10 protein-coding genes and 1 pseudogene are annotated in these 13,812 nt (G+C 71.2%); 4 read left to right on the plus strand and 7 right to left on the minus strand.

The annotated features are described in order from the left end of the window. Positions 1 to 41: 41 nt before the first annotated feature. On the plus strand, positions 42 to 836 hold the full coding sequence (locus AAW14_RS15995) for a VOC family protein (RefSeq protein ID WP_265564464.1): 795 nt from the start codon (positions 42 to 44) through the stop codon (positions 834 to 836). A gap of 119 nt (positions 837 to 955) precedes the next feature. On the opposite strand, the pseudogene AAW14_RS16000 reads toward AAW14_RS15995, so the two are convergent. Beyond that, positions 956 to 2,159, minus strand: a pseudogene (locus AAW14_RS16000) (erythromycin esterase family protein). 58 nt (positions 2,160 to 2,217) lie between these two features. On the opposite strand from AAW14_RS16000, the gene AAW14_RS16005 reads away from it, so the two are divergent. Further along, positions 2,218 to 3,060 (plus strand): TioE family transcriptional regulator, encoded by an 843-nt coding sequence (locus tag AAW14_RS16005; protein WP_265564466.1) that lies wholly within the window; start codon positions 2,218 to 2,220, stop codon positions 3,058 to 3,060. Positions 3,061 to 3,572: 512 nt separating this feature from the next. Beyond that, entirely contained in the window at positions 3,573 to 4,790 is a 1,218-nt protein-coding gene (locus AAW14_RS16010) for a glycoside hydrolase family 64 protein (RefSeq protein ID WP_265564468.1), read from the plus strand. Between the two features lie 5 nt (positions 4,791 to 4,795). Here the strand turns inward: AAW14_RS16010 and AAW14_RS16015 are convergent, their stop codons facing one another. From AAW14_RS16015 to ligD, 3 genes are all read right to left on the minus strand, one after another. After that, on the minus strand, positions 4,796 to 5,851 hold the full coding sequence (locus tag AAW14_RS16015; protein WP_265564470.1) for a LacI family DNA-binding transcriptional regulator: 1,056 nt from the start codon (positions 5,849 to 5,851) through the stop codon (positions 4,796 to 4,798). 28 nt (positions 5,852 to 5,879) lie between these two features. Further along, on the minus strand, positions 5,880 to 6,929 hold the full coding sequence (locus tag AAW14_RS16020; protein WP_265564471.1) for a multicopper oxidase domain-containing protein: 1,050 nt from the start codon (positions 6,927 to 6,929) through the stop codon (positions 5,880 to 5,882). Between the two features lie 142 nt (positions 6,930 to 7,071). Continuing rightward, positions 7,072 to 8,100, minus strand: coding sequence for a non-homologous end-joining DNA ligase (gene ligD / locus AAW14_RS16025; RefSeq protein WP_265564472.1), 1,029 nt, complete (start codon positions 8,098 to 8,100; stop codon positions 7,072 to 7,074). Between the two features lie 148 nt (positions 8,101 to 8,248). Here ligD and AAW14_RS16030 point away from each other — a divergent pair, with 148 nt between their 5' ends. Continuing rightward, on the plus strand, positions 8,249 to 9,319 hold the full coding sequence (locus tag AAW14_RS16030) for an ATP-dependent DNA ligase (RefSeq protein ID WP_265564474.1): 1,071 nt from the start codon (positions 8,249 to 8,251) through the stop codon (positions 9,317 to 9,319). A gap of 28 nt (positions 9,320 to 9,347) precedes the next feature. On the opposite strand, the gene AAW14_RS16035 is transcribed toward AAW14_RS16030, so the two are convergent. The 3 genes from AAW14_RS16035 to AAW14_RS16045 form a co-directional block, all read right to left on the minus strand. Then, positions 9,348 to 9,680, minus strand: coding sequence for a hypothetical protein (locus AAW14_RS16035; protein WP_265564476.1), 333 nt, complete (start codon positions 9,678 to 9,680; stop codon positions 9,348 to 9,350). A 126-nt stretch (positions 9,681 to 9,806) separates the two neighbouring features. Beyond that, on the minus strand, positions 9,807 to 10,565 hold the full coding sequence (locus tag AAW14_RS16040) for an IclR family transcriptional regulator (protein ID WP_265564478.1): 759 nt from the start codon (positions 10,563 to 10,565) through the stop codon (positions 9,807 to 9,809). A gap of 314 nt (positions 10,566 to 10,879) precedes the next feature. After that, positions 10,880 to 13,567 carry an ATP-binding protein gene (locus AAW14_RS16045; protein WP_265564480.1) on the minus strand — a complete coding sequence of 896 codons (2,688 nt, stop codon included), beginning with the start codon at positions 13,565 to 13,567 and terminating at the stop codon, positions 10,880 to 10,882. Between the last annotated feature and the right edge of the window lie 245 nt (positions 13,568 to 13,812).

A 13,812-nucleotide genomic window follows, 5' to 3' on the forward strand; every position in this document is an offset into this window, starting at 1 on the left:
TCGGCAGAGCAGGCAACGGGACCCCTCGAAGGAGGGCATTCATGCTCACCACCCGTTTCGTCAAAGGCTCCCCGAACTGGCTGGATGTAGGCACCCCGGACATCGACGGCGCCATCGCCTTCTACGGCGGCCTCTTCGACTGGCAATTCCAGTCGGCGGGGCCTGACTCCGGGGGCTACGGCTTCTTCCAGCTCTCCGGCAAGACCGTGGCCGGCGGTATGCAGACCGGCCCCGAGCAGGGACCGCCGTCCTGGACCGTCTACTTCCAGAGCCCCGACGCACAGGCCACAGCGAAGGCGGCCGAACAGGCCGGCGGCAGTGTGCTCGTCCAGCCCATGGACATCATGGGCGAAGGCCACATGGCCATCCTCGCCGATCCGGCCGGGGCGCACTTCGGCATCTGGCAGCCGGGCCGGACCAAGGGCGTCGAGGTGGCCACCGACCCCGGCTCGCTGTGCTGGGTCGAGCTGCACACCGCGGACATCGCCCGCGCCGCCGCGTTCTACCACCAGGTACTCGGGTGGGAGACCGAGGGCGTGTCCTTTCCCGGCGGCACGTATACCTGTATCAACCCCGAAGGCGCGGGCGCGGACTCCATGTTCGGCGGACTCGTCCCATCGGCCGACGATCCCGCGGAGGCGGAGTCCGGCGCGCACTGGCTGCCGTACTTCGAGGTGGCGGACACGGACGTCACGGTGAGCAGGACACAGGAGCTCGGCGGCACGGTCCGGGTGCCCGCAAGGGACGTCGAAGGAGTGGGCCGTATCGCCCGGCTCGCCGACCCGTTCGCGGCGCGGTTCGCGGTGATCAAGAGCGCACAGCGGCAGCCGCAGTAGCAATAGCACCTTCCGGCGCCCGGGGGCGCCCGGCGCCGAGCGGTCGTATTCGCCGTTGACGCCGGGACGCCTCCCGCGCATCCGAAGCGCCCCGACAGGCCGAACTGCTGATGGTGGCACTAGCTCTGCAGGACGTCCTTGACGAACACGATGACGTCGCTGTCCGCCAAGTGGGCCGGGTCGAGCGAGGAGTAGCCGAACCAGGGGGATTCGCGGGGGGCGGGCCGCGTGTCACCGAGGGCGGTGGCAAGCCGCGAGGCGTCGATGACGTAGCGGTCCTCCGGGAGCGCGTACAGGAGCCCTTCGACTGTCTCCGGCGGCGGGGTGTCCACTCCCTGGTGCCGGATCGTGCCGAGCGCCGTGGCCACGAAGGCGTACCCGTCGCCGAGCTGGGCGCTCACCAGCGCACCGGCGCTCCACCACTGCAGCGGCATCCCGCCCATCCGCATCGTGCTCTTCTCCCGTTGGAGATGGGCGTTGTGGGCGTGGACGAGTGCCGGGCCCCGAGCCGCGAGGGCGAGGAGGTTGTGGGCCATCATCTGGTCCCGCAGGCCCACCAGCCGGGTCATGCGGGCCGGTGAGGTGTCGGCCATCCAGTAGTGGTAACGCAGCAGTCCGGTGGCGGTGCGCCCGTACAGGCACGCCCGGGTCCCAGTCGTCCCGCGAAGTCGCCGTGATCAGGTGCGGCGTCTGCGCGTCGAGCAGCACCACCAGATCGTCGGCGAGCAGCCGCAGTTCCTTGGCCTCGGCCGACTGCCCCACGGACTGGGAAGGGTCCATCATCGCGGCGGGATTGGTCCACCGGTCGTCGGCGCCGAGGAGGCGTTCGATCGTCTCCCCGGTGCAGGGGAGCAGGTCCGCGTCCACCCGGGGCGAGAGGTAGCCGTGGAGTGCGGTGAGGGCCTGCCGGGGACTAGCGGCGCCGGTGATCTCCAGCGGGCCGTCGACACCGGCGAAACGGAGCCGCTCGGACGCGGGCCGGCCGTCGTTGTAGGCCCGTATCCAGCGCACGAGCTCACGGTTGGCCGCGGAGGTGCCCCAGCCGTGGCTGAATCCGTGCTCCATGACCTCGTCGAGGGTGCCCGTGCCCGAGGTGACGTAGTCGTCCACGACCAGGCCCATCATGCAGTCGCTCTCGATCGCGATCGTCCGGTAGCCCTCCTGCTCGACGAGCTGCCGGAAGAGCTCGTTGCGCAGATCGAGCAGATTGTCCTCGCCGTGGGTGGGCTCGCCCAGGGCGAGCAGCCGCGGCCGGGCCGGGAGCAGCCTCATGACGGCGGGGGCCTCGACGGCATGGGCGGTGTCCTTGATGTCTGTCGCCATGCCTTCAACGGTATCGTTGAACCTTCGATTGAAACTTTGCCGCGATATCGTCGATTCCATGGGACGAAACCTTCAAAGCGGTGAGCGGCTCAGGCCCGTTGACCTGGCGCGCGGGCACGGTCTGTCCACTCAGGCGATCAGAAACTACGAGGAGGCCGGCATCCTTCCGGCCGCTGGTCGCTCCCCCCACGGCTACCGCGCCTATACCCCGCTGCACGCGCGGGCCCTGAGCGCATTCCTCGCTCTGGTGCCCGGCCACGGCCACCAGACGGCGACGTCGATCATGCGGGCGGTGAACGAGGGTGCGGCCGAGAAGGCATTCCGCCTCATCGACGAGAGCCACGCCCAGCTCCTCGACGACCGCCGGACCCTCCAGGCCGTGGAGAGTGCCCTCCGCGACCTGGAGCCCACCACGGCGTCCGAGCCCGACACCGTGCCCGAGCCGGCCGCGGGGCCCGGCGGCACATTCATCGGGCCGCTGGCAGGGAAGCTCGGAATCCGGCCCGCGACGCTGCGCAAATGGGAGCGCGCCGGGCTGGTGCGCCCGCGCCGCGACCCGCTGACCGGGTACCGCGTCTACGACGAGGCCGACGTGCGGGACGCCCGGCTGGCCCACCAGCTCAGGCGGGGCGGCTACCTGCTGGAGCAGATCGCCCCGCTGATCGCCCAAGTACGGGCGGCTGGTGGGCTGGAGCCGCTGGAGGCCGCACTGTGCGACTGGCGCGGCCGGCTGTCCGCCCGCGGGCGGGCGATGCTCACCGGGGCCGCAGAGCTGGAGGCGTACCTCCGGACTTCGGTCGCCGGCCGAGGAGAACAAGGGCCACCAACGGTGAGAACAAGGACCACCGACGGTTCCGACTCGGCTGAACCGTCCGCCGGTGTCGGCCCGGTCCTGGGCTGAGCCTTGAAGAGCGTCTTGCCCTGCGGTGCAGGGCGAGGCCGCCGCTGTTCCCGAGGACGATGCCCAATCCTCGGCAGCTGGCGAGACTGGGCCGCACAGCACAATGTCGCCGTGATGGCCGTCCTCTTCTTCGTCCTCGGACTCAAGCTGCTGGGTGACGGCATCGGCATCCTCGCCGAGTAGTTGACGCGAGGGATGCTTCTTGGTCTGACGGCGGTCATCGGGCTCGTCCGCCAGGCGCATGATGTGCAGGGTCTTGGAGATCCGCCCGTAGTGCGCGATCACGTCCCGCAGCGGGGTGGGCCGCGCGTCGCGCTGCGCCGCCGCGCCTTCCGGCACGCGGGGGACGCCCACCCCGTCCATCACTTCTTGAAGGCAGAAGGTTTTCGAGAGCGCTCTCAGTCATAACCCTTGACGACTCAACTTCCCCTGGGAACAGTGGATCCACCGCAGGGACGCACCCCGGCCGACATCCATTCCCTGCACTCCCCCCACACCCCAGGAGCCCACTCGTGATATCGCGCCGAGCGTTTCTGACCGCGGCCACCGTGGCCGCCGCCTCCCCCGCCTGTGCCGTCGCCCTGAGCGCCGGCACCGCCCAGGCGGCCCCCACAACCTGCGAACTGGCCTTGCGCAACGCCTCGTTGCCAGGAACGGTCCGGGCGTATGTCACCGGACACGAGCAGTCCACGGGCGCCTGGATGCTCCTGCGGGCCGACGGCGGCGTCTACCGGCCCGCCTCGCCCTCCGCTCCGCACACCCCGCTGCCCGTCGACTGCTCCATCCCACTGGGACCCGCGGGTTCGTCGCCCACGGTGCTGACGCTTCCTCAGATGTACGGGGCGCGGGTCTACTTCGTACGCGACGACACTCTCGCCTTCTTTCTCAACCCGGGCCCGGCCCTGGTGGAGCCCGCGTTCGCGACGCCCGCGGACCCCAACTACGCCAAGACGTGGTCGTTCTGTGAGTTCACCTTCAACTCCAGCCAGCTGTACGCGAACATCAGCTATGTCGACCTGGTGACCGCTCTCCCGATCGGGCTCTCCCTGGCGGGCGACGCCACGCACGTGGTCGCACCGCTGCCCAACGGCGCGGTGGACAGGATCGCCTCGGATCTGACGGCCCAGGCCGCCGGAGACGGGCAGCCCTGGGACCAGCTCGTGGTCCGCTCCGGAGGGAAGGTCCTGCGGGTCATCTCCCCGCAGAACCTGATGGCGCCGTACTTCGACCAGCCCGACAGAATGCCGTTCCGTGACCTGTGGACCGCCTATGCCGACCATGTCTGGCAGAAGTACCGCGGCACCGACCTGAGGATCGACCTCCAGGGCGGCCGGGGCGTCTTCACCGGCAGGGTCAGCGGTGACACGCTCACCTTCACCGGCGGGCACGCTTTCGCCAAGCCCACGTCAAGGGACATCTTCACCTGCAATCACGGCCCGTTCGCCAACAACCCCGGCGACCCCGACGTCAAGAAGGCTCTGCTCGCCCGGCTCGCCGCCGGTTTCAACCGCTCGCTCATGCTCACCCACCCCGACCAGCCGAACGGCCTGACGAGCGCCGACTACTACCGGGGCGGAGTGACCAACCACTGGGCGCGGATCGTGCACGCGAACTCGCCCACCGGGTACGCGTTCCCGTACGACGACGTGCACCCCGACGGCCAGCCGGACGTGTCGGGAGCGGCGTACGACTCGAACCCGAGGCGGCTGACGGTGACGGTCGGCTCCTAGACGGCTCAGGCCGAGTCGCGGCGCACCAGACTCGTCGGCAGCACCACGCTGGACGGCCGGGCACCCAGCCCGGACGGATCGCCCTCGCCCGGCCCGTCGCCCCGCCGGTCGAGGGTGCGCAGCAACAGGCGGGCCATCAACAGGCCCATTTCCTCTATGTCCTGACGGACCGTCGTCAAGGGCGGGTCGGTCTGCTCGGCGACCGGCAGCATGTCGTCGAAGCCTATGACCGCGACGTCGTCGGGCACTCGCCGCCCGTGCGCCCGCAGCACGCGCAGGGCGCCGGAGGCGGTCAGGTCGTTGGCTGCGAAGACCGCGTCCAGATCGGGACAGCGTTCCAGCAGCTCCCGCATCGCGCGTTCGCCACCGGCCGGTGTGAAGTCCCCTTCGGCGATGAGTCCCGGGTCGGCATCGACCATGACGTCCCGGAACCCGTCGAGCCGGTCCACGGCGGACGTCTGGTCGAGGGCACCGGTGATGTGCGCAATGCGGCGGCGGCCCAGTTGGACGAGATGGCGTACGGCCTCACGGGCCCCGCCGCGGTTGTCGCTGTCCACGTACACGACACCGCGCGTGCCGTCGCCCCAGCCCGGCCGCCCGCCGAACACGGTCGGCACCCCGGCTCCCCGTACCAGCTCCGGCAGCGGGTCGTCGAGGTGCAGCGAGAAGACCAGCGCGCCGTCGACATGGCCTCCGGCGAGATAGCGGCCGACCCGGGCGTGGTCGGCGCGGCCCTCCGTCAGGAGCAGTACAAGCTGGGAGTCATGGGCCGTCAACTCCTTGCTTATGCCGCGCAACTGGAGGGCGAAGAAGGGGTCGGCGAAGACCCGGGTCTCCGGTTCGGCGATCACGACGGCGACCGCGTCGTGCCGGTTGGTCACCAGACTGCGCGCGGCCTTGTTCGGCACATAGCCGAGTTCCTCCACGGCCCTGCGCACCCGCTCGACGAGGGGCTCGCGCACACCGTCGCCCCCGTTGACGACCCGGGAGACGGTGGCCCGTGAGACCCCGGCCCGGGCAGCCACGGCCTCCAGTGTGGGACGCGGCGCGGTTCCGGTCACTTCGGGACTCCTCCTCGGCGGTTGCCGATCAGGATAGCCCGCTCCGCCCATGACGCTGAGAGCGCTCCCGAGGGTGCGTGCCCCCGCGGTTCGCGTCGGGACCGGGGTGGCTGTGCCGGTGCGGCTCATACCCTGGAATCGTCCCGTCAGCCCTCTTCACGAGGAACATCCCGGCCATGCCGCGGTCCGCATGGGCCTGCACATGGCAGTGGTACATCCACGCGCCCGCCCCACCCCGCTCTCCCGCGATCACCTGGAAGCCGAAGGAGTCCCCCGGTCCCACGATCCGGTTGTCGATCACCTGGCTGACGTCGTGGGGCCCGGTGACGAGGCCCGTGCGCGTGTTCGCCCAACGGTGACCGTGCAGATGGAACGTGTGGTACGCATCGCCGTGCGTGATCATCACGAACTCGACGCGCTCCCCGAGCTTCGCGGCGAAATCGGGTCCGGTGTGGGACATGCGATTGTTGATCATCATGTCGTTGAACACGATCGTGAAGGTCCGGTCGGGCAGGATGTCGCCCACGCGGCGTACGATCACGGGCCCGTACAGGCCCTTGTGGATGCCGCCCGTGCCGTGTTCCGTACCGATGACGTGGTCGTGGTAGTGCCAGTAGCCTGCGCTGCCTTCCCGCCAAGTACCGTCCGGGCGCAGGGCGGGAGCATGTGTGCGCCAGGTGTAGGTGCGCGTGCCGCCGGGCGGCACGGCGCCTCGGGTCGCCCTCGTTCCGTCGTTGGGGATGTCGTAGTCCAGACCGTGCACATGCAGGCTCGCCGCGACGTCCGTGGTGTTGTGGAACTCGATGTGCACCGTGTCGCCCTCGATGAGCTCGATCAGCGGGCCCGGGATCGTCGCCTTCCCTCTCGCGAGGCCGTAGCCCATCTGTCCGTTGGCGAGTTCCTCGGCGTACAGCTTGAGGCGCCTGATCCGGCCGCCCGCGCGCGCCCTTGTCACCGACGGTCGCACCGGCTCTCCCACGGCCTGGCCGGTGCCGGCGGCCTCCGGTGCGAGGGACATCGATGTCGCGACGGCCGCACCGCCCAGCAGCATCCGCCGGTTGAAGCTGCGTCTGTCCATGACGGACTTCCCATCCTGTACGGAATTCACGGAGAGGAGCCGCTGGGGACGAACGCGGGGGACGGTAGCGGCATGCCGGGATCTTATCCGCATCAAGGATCAACTTGTGGTATTTCGGTCATATTTCCCGCCGAATGCTCCCTTAGGGGGTGCCCGGCCTGCCGTCCCGCCGGGCACGGCTCGGCTGCACCCGCTTCGGTTCGCCCGGCATCTTCGGATACTCCGGCGGATACGGCAGATCGCCGAGGCCGTGGTCGTGCTCGTCGCGCCGGGCGAGTTCGAGGAGCGCCTCGAGTGAGAAGGCATGGTCGCCCATGTCCGCGTGGACGTCACCGAGTTCGGCGAACCGGCTGGGCATGGTGGCGAGGTCGAAGTCGCGGGGTACCGCGACACCGACCTCCTCCCAGCGCAGGGGCGCGGACACCGGGGCGTGCGGCTTGGGGCGTACGGAGTAGGCGGAGGCCACGGTGCGGTCGCGGGCGGTCTGGTTGTAGTCGACGAAGATCTTCTCGCCGCGCTCCTCCTTCCACCAGGCGATGGTCACGTGCTCGGGCATCCGGCGCTCCAGCTCCCGCCCGACGGCGATCGCGGCGCGGCGCACCTGGGTGAAGGTCCAGCGGGGTTCGATGGGCACGAAGACATGCAGCCCCCGGCCGCCGGAGGTCTTGGGCCAGCCACGGAGCCCGCCGAACTCGTCCAGGACGGCACGCAGTTCATGGGCGGCGCGCACCGCGTCGGCGTAGTCGGTGCCGGGCTGCGGGTCGAGGTCGATGCGGAGTTCGTCGGGATGGTCGACGTCGTCCCGGCGCACCGGCCACGGGTGGAAGGTGAGCGTGCCGTACTGCGCGGCCCAGACGACGCCGGCGGCCTCGGTGGGGCACATCTCGTCGGCGCTGCGCCCGCTCGGAAAGGTGATGTGGGCGGTCGGGATCCAGTCGGGCATGTTCTTGGGCGCCCGCTTCTGGAAGAAGGACTCGCCGCTCACGCCCTCCGGGTAGCGTTCCAGGGTGGTGGGCCGGTTGTACAGGGCGCGCAGGATGCCGGGGCCGACAGCGATGTAGTAGCGCGCGAGGTCGAGCTTGGTGAAGCCGCGCTCCGGAAAGAAGACTTTGTCCGGACTGGACAGGCGTACCGTCCTGCCCTCCATCTCCAGTTCCACCGCATCGCCCATGCGAGCCACGGTAGGCGTACGGACCTGACCTCGCACACGGGCGGGAGCGGCACTCCCGCTGTGCGGCCGCGGTCCGCCTTCTTCGCCGCTGTCGTCCAGGGCGGCATCCGAGAGGCGGACGCCTGGAACGGCTCCTAGAGTCAAAGCCATGGATCTGCCGGTGATGCCGCCCGTGAAGCCCATGCTCGCCAAGCCCGTGGCTGCGATCCCGCCGGACATGCAGTACGAGGCGAAGTGGGACGGCTTCCGGGCCATCGTCTTCCGCGACGGCGCCGAGGTGGAACTGGGCAGTCGCACCGGAAAGCCGCTGACCAGGTACTTCCCGGAGCTGGTGGAGGCACTGCGGGAGCGGCTGCCGCAGAGGTGCGTGGTGGACGGTGAGATCGTGATCGCGCGTGAGGGACACCTGGACTTCGACGCGCTGACGGAGCGGATCCATCCCGCGGCCTCACGGGTGCGGATGCTCGCGGAGAAGACACCGGCCTCGTTCGTGACGTTCGATCTGCTGGCGCTGGACGACGAGTCGCTGCTCGACGTGGAGCAGAGCAACCGCCGCGCCCTGCTGGAGAGAGCCCTGTCCGGGGTCACGCCACCCGTGCACCTCGCGCCGGCGACGACGGACCGTGCGGTGGCACAGCAGTGGTTCGAGCAGTACGAGGGGGCGGGCCTGGACGGGGTGATCGCCAAGCCGCTCCAGCTCCCCTACCGCCCGGACGAACGCGTGATGTACAAGGTCAAGCACGAGCGCACGGCGGACGTCGTGGTCGCGGGCTACCGCTTCCACAAGAGCGGCCCGGTCGTGGGGTCGCTGCTGCTCGGCCTGTACGACGACCGGGGCGCCCTCCAGCACGTGGGGGTCACCGCCGCGTTTTCCATGAAGCGGCGCGCGGAGCTGGTGGAGGAGCTGGAGCCGCTGCGGATGGACGACGTCGCGGGGCATCCGTGGGCGGCTTGGTCGGACGAGGTGGCCCACGAGACGGCCCGGCTGCCGGGCGCGCCCAGCCGCTGGTCGGGGAAGAAGGACCTGTCCTGGGTGCCGCTGCGGCCCGAGCGGGTGGCGGAGGTGGCGTACGACCACATGGAGAACGGAGTGCGCTTCCGGCACACCGCCCGCTTCCGCCGCTGGCGCCCGGATCGCACCCCCGAGAGCTGCACCTACGCACAGTTGGAGGAACCGGTGCGCTACGACCTCGCGGAGATCCTCGGAACCCCGGGCTGACACCCCCAGGAGCGCTTCCCGCGGGACCTCAGGACCGGCGGCCCAGTCGGCGTGCCAGCGCCGCTCCCGCGTCCTCGCGGGCGGCGGCCAGTGCCTGTTCCGCCTCCTCGGCCGAGCCGAATCCCAGGGCCGCCGCAATCGCCTCCCACGCGACACCTCCGAGGAGCAGCGCCTCCACGGCGGCGCCGACGGCGACCACCGTCGCCTGGCGGGCCCGGTCGAGCTCGGCGAGCGTACGCAGCAGGTCGGGTGCCGTCGCGGCCTCCGTGAGTCCGCCCTGCGCCGCGTGCCGCGCCTGGTCGGCGGTGACCCACCAGTCCGCGGAACCGTGCGGGGAACGGGTGACGAGGGTCCGGTCCACGGTGGTGCCGCCTTCCTTCCCGGGTACGCATAGGGTGCTGCGGAGCCCTCAGTCTAGGTCGATGATCCGACCAATGGCACGTCTGGTCCGCTGAATGGACCACGTCGCACGGTCCCCGGGTGCGCCTCATCCCTCGAAGGGCAGCCCCGCCCGCGCCAGCTCCCGTGCCGCCGCACTCAGCCCGTCCGCGAAGCGTCGTACGCGTTCCTCGGTGAACCGGGGGCTGGGGCCGCCGAAGGACAGGGCCGCCGCCACCGCTCCGTCGCGTCCTCGCACGGGCACGGCCACCGCAGACAGACCCTCCTCACGCTCGCCGTGGCTCGCGGCGTACCCATGGGCCCTCGCCTCCTCGACCCAGGCGTGCAGCGTCTCCAGATGGGCGGTGCCGTACGGAGAGGTCTCCGCGACACGGCGCAACAGCGCCTCGGGGGCGTCGAGCAACAGCACCTTGGCCACGCCGCCCGCCCACAGCGGCAGTTCGTCCCCGACCCGGACGACCTGCCGCAGCGTCTGCGGCCCCTCCTCCTGGGCGATGCACACGCGTTGGGTGTCGCGGCGCACGGAAAGGTGCACCGTCTCCTGGTGCTCGGCGGCCAGGTCCCGCAGGATTACCCCGGCAGCGGGCGGCAGCCGCCAGGCCTGTTCGGCGAGCCGGGACCAGCGCAGCAGCGCCGGGCCCGCGATGTAGCGGCCGTGTTCGTCGACCCAGAGCAGCCCGTTGAGCCGGAGGGTGCCCAGCAGGCGCAGCACGGTGGTCTTGGGCAGGCCCGACGCGGAGACGATCTCGCGGGTGGACAGCGCGGGGCGGCTCTCGTCGAAGAGTCCCAGGATGTCGATCGCGCGCTGGACGGTCCTCATCCCCGCCGGTCCGGCCTCGGCTGTCATCACTGATCCTCCCGACTCAGGACCGCACCGCGGCCCTGCTGGCGCCCCTGCACCTGCACGGTACTTCGGAACAGGTCCGCTGAGCGGATCCGCGGCGGACGGGCCGGACACCGGATCAGGCCTTGGCCTCCACGAGGGCGCCGCCGGGTTGCGCAGGCCCTCGGCGGCCCCGAGACACGCGGCGCGCGTCGCCGGCACGAGCGGAGACTTCGACGGCAGCCGCTCGTCGCAGGCGCATGAGCAGAGGTACGACCGCCAGGTGCGCAAGCGCCTGGCGGCGGTCACCGCTCAACTGCTCCCGCTGCAGCGGGGCGTCAGCGAAGTCCCCTGCCGTTGTCCAGCACCTCCTGGGCCCGGGCCGCCAGCCCGTCCGCCCCGCACGACCGCGCCAGCGTCAGCCCTCGTCTGAGCTCGGCCACCGACCGCATGGCGATCCCGTACTCGACGCGGGCCGCCGCATGCTCGTAGGCGCAGGGCGAGGACTCCAGATACGTCACCGCCCGGGCGTGGAGCGCGGTGGCGCGCTGGCCCGTCTCCAGGGTGGCGGCGACGCGGAGCGCCTCGCCGATCGCCGTGTCCGTGCCCAGGATCTCGGCCTTTCGGCGGGCCGTCGCGGCCAGTTCGGCGGCGCGGCGCGGGTCGCCGGCGGCCAGTGCGCGGGCGAGGTCGCCCGCCCAGGGCGCCAGCACGGTGTTGTGCCCGCGTCCGCCGGACGCCTTCTCGGCAGCCTCCAGTTCGTTGACGCCCTCCTCGGTCCGGCCGACGGCGAGGAGCAGCCGGCCGCGCACGGAGCGGGTGTCGGGCAGCACGATCGTGGACGGGTACGGCGGTGCGAAACCGTAGCGCTCGGCGATCGACCAGGCCTCCTCGACATGCCCGCGGGCGAGCAGGGTGTCGACGAGTCCGCACGTCGCGGACCAGTACAGGGGCAGTCCCCGGCCGACGCGCTCCGCGAGGCGCAGTGACTCGCGCAGGGAGGTCTCGGCATCCCGGAGCCGGCCCCGCCTGCGATGGGCCAGGCCCACATAGGCATGGGCCAGGGCCAGATGGCCGCCGCTCCAGCCGGCGGACTCGTAGGACCGCAGCCCCTCCGTGAACAGGCTCTCGGCTCGGTCGAGGCGGTCCGTGTAGGCGTAGGCGCTGCCCAGCATCAGCAGCAGTTCGATGCCCCACTCGGTGTCGGTCCAGCCGAGTCCGGGCGCGAGACGGCCGTTGACGAGAGCGCGGTCGCACAGTTCCACGACCTCCTCGGCGTTCTCGCCGTGGGTCATCGCGTCGAAGCCGCGCAGGATGAGCAGCGCGCGCTCGGAGTTGTCCCGTCCGGTGCAGGTGGCGGCGAGTTCGGCCAGCTCCCGGGAGCGGATCGGGGAGTCCTCCTCGGCCGCGTGGACGCCCTCCCACATGTAGTGCACGGCCTGCAGCCGCATCCGGGACGGGCCGGGCTCGAGACGGGCCGCCTCCTCGTCCACGGTGCGGACTGCCTCGTCCAGCTGGTCGTTGTGGAGCAGGGCCTGGGAGAGGCGGTAGACGGCGTCCACCCGGGTGTCGCCCTCCAGGCCCGGCATCGCGAGGGCCGCCTGGAGGTAGTCGATGGTGGTGGCGGGTGAGGTCAGCAGCGTGGCGCAGCCCAGCTCGTAGAGCACATACGGGTGGACTTCGGGCAACGGCGGCTCCAGCAGGGCCCTCTCCAGACAGCGGCGGGCCGCTTCCGGGGCGCCGACGGCGAGGTGTTCACGCGCGGCCTCGCGCATCTGGTCCACGAGCTCCTCGTCGTCGTCCGGGTGGACTTCGAGGAGATGGCGGGAGGCGGCCGCCGCGCCGAGGCCGGAGTCGGTGACGACCTGCGCGGCGATGCCGTGCATCGCGGTGCGCAGTCCGTCCGGGATCGAGCGGTAGACGGCGCTGGCGATCAGCGGGTGCACGACCTCGAGCTCCCCGTCGTCCCCTTGGTGGCCGGCCCGGTCGGGCTCCGTGAGGATGCGGGCCACGCCGAGGAGTTCGGCGCAGCGTGCCGCCTCCTCGCGGCGCAGGGTGGCGAGCCTGGCCACCAGGTCCACGGTGATGCCGGTGCCGAGGATGGCGGCGGCCCATGCGAAGCGGGTGGCCTCGATGCCGAGGCCTTCCAGGCGGGCGACGAGGCCGTTGCCCCGGGCCGAGCGGTTCAGGGGGCGCAGTTCCGCGGCCGACGCCTCGACCGGTTCGAGCTGGCTGTCCTGCACCTTGGCGAGGAGTTCGACCGTCTCGTACGGATTGCCCGCGGTGACGGCCCACACCTCACGGCAGAACGCGGCGTCGGCGTGCTCGCCGAGGGTGGCCCTGGTGAGTCCCGCGGTTGCCGCGGGCGTGAGCTCGCTCAGGGTGCTGATCGGGCGGCGGGCGGCCGCGGCGACCGTGTCGAGGTGACGCACGCTGTCGCCGCCGGCCTCGCCGGGGCGGCGGGCGACCACGACGAGCACGCGCAGATCGTCGAGGCGCTCGCAGAAGGCGGCCAGCCAGTGGAGGGTCTCCTGGTCGGCCCAGTGCGCGTCGTCGATGAGCAGCACCAGCGGCCACTCCCGCTTGGCGAGCCGGGAGACGGCCACGACCAGGCCGTCGCACACGCCCTGAGGGTCTGCCTGCCGCTCCCCGGGCTCTGTTATCCCGAGGGCGGGGCCCGCGACCTCGTACCAGTCGCCGAGGTACTCCCGGGCCTCCTCCGGCATCAGTGAGACGAGCGCGGGCTGGAGCAGCTGCCGTACGACGTTGAAGGGGACGGACGTGACGGTCTCGCCGCCTCGCGCCGACCACACCGTGCAGCCGCGCCGCTGCGCGATACGCCGTGTCTGGGCGAGGAGAGCGGTCTTGCCGATGCCCGCCTCCCCGCTGAACACCAGCAGGTTCCCCGACGCCGACGGCGCTGAGTCGTCGCACAGGGCGGCGATCGCCTCGGTGACGACGGTGAGTTCCGCGTCGCGTTCCCACAGGGAAGCCGAGGCGGCCACTCCGGGCCGTGCCTCCGTCATCCCGGTACCTCCCCAGGTCGCCCAAACGACGTACGAACACCGAGCCTAACCCTCCCCGTGCCCCGGTGGAGGCAGGTCGGGGCACCAGTTGCCGTGACGGGTGACATCGGGTGCCCCAAGACGACGCGAACTGCCGCCGACCAGCCCTGATACAAGTTATTGGCTGTCAAAGCCCTTGTAAATGAAGTTAATTTGCCAATGCGCTTGCTCCCCGTCGGCGAGGTACTCCCTGCCGGCCGGCGGCT

The organism is Streptomyces hygroscopicus (assembly GCF_026168105.1).
In the GTDB taxonomy this organism is placed as follows: domain Bacteria; phylum Actinomycetota; class Actinomycetes; order Streptomycetales; family Streptomycetaceae; genus Streptomyces; species Streptomyces hygroscopicus_D.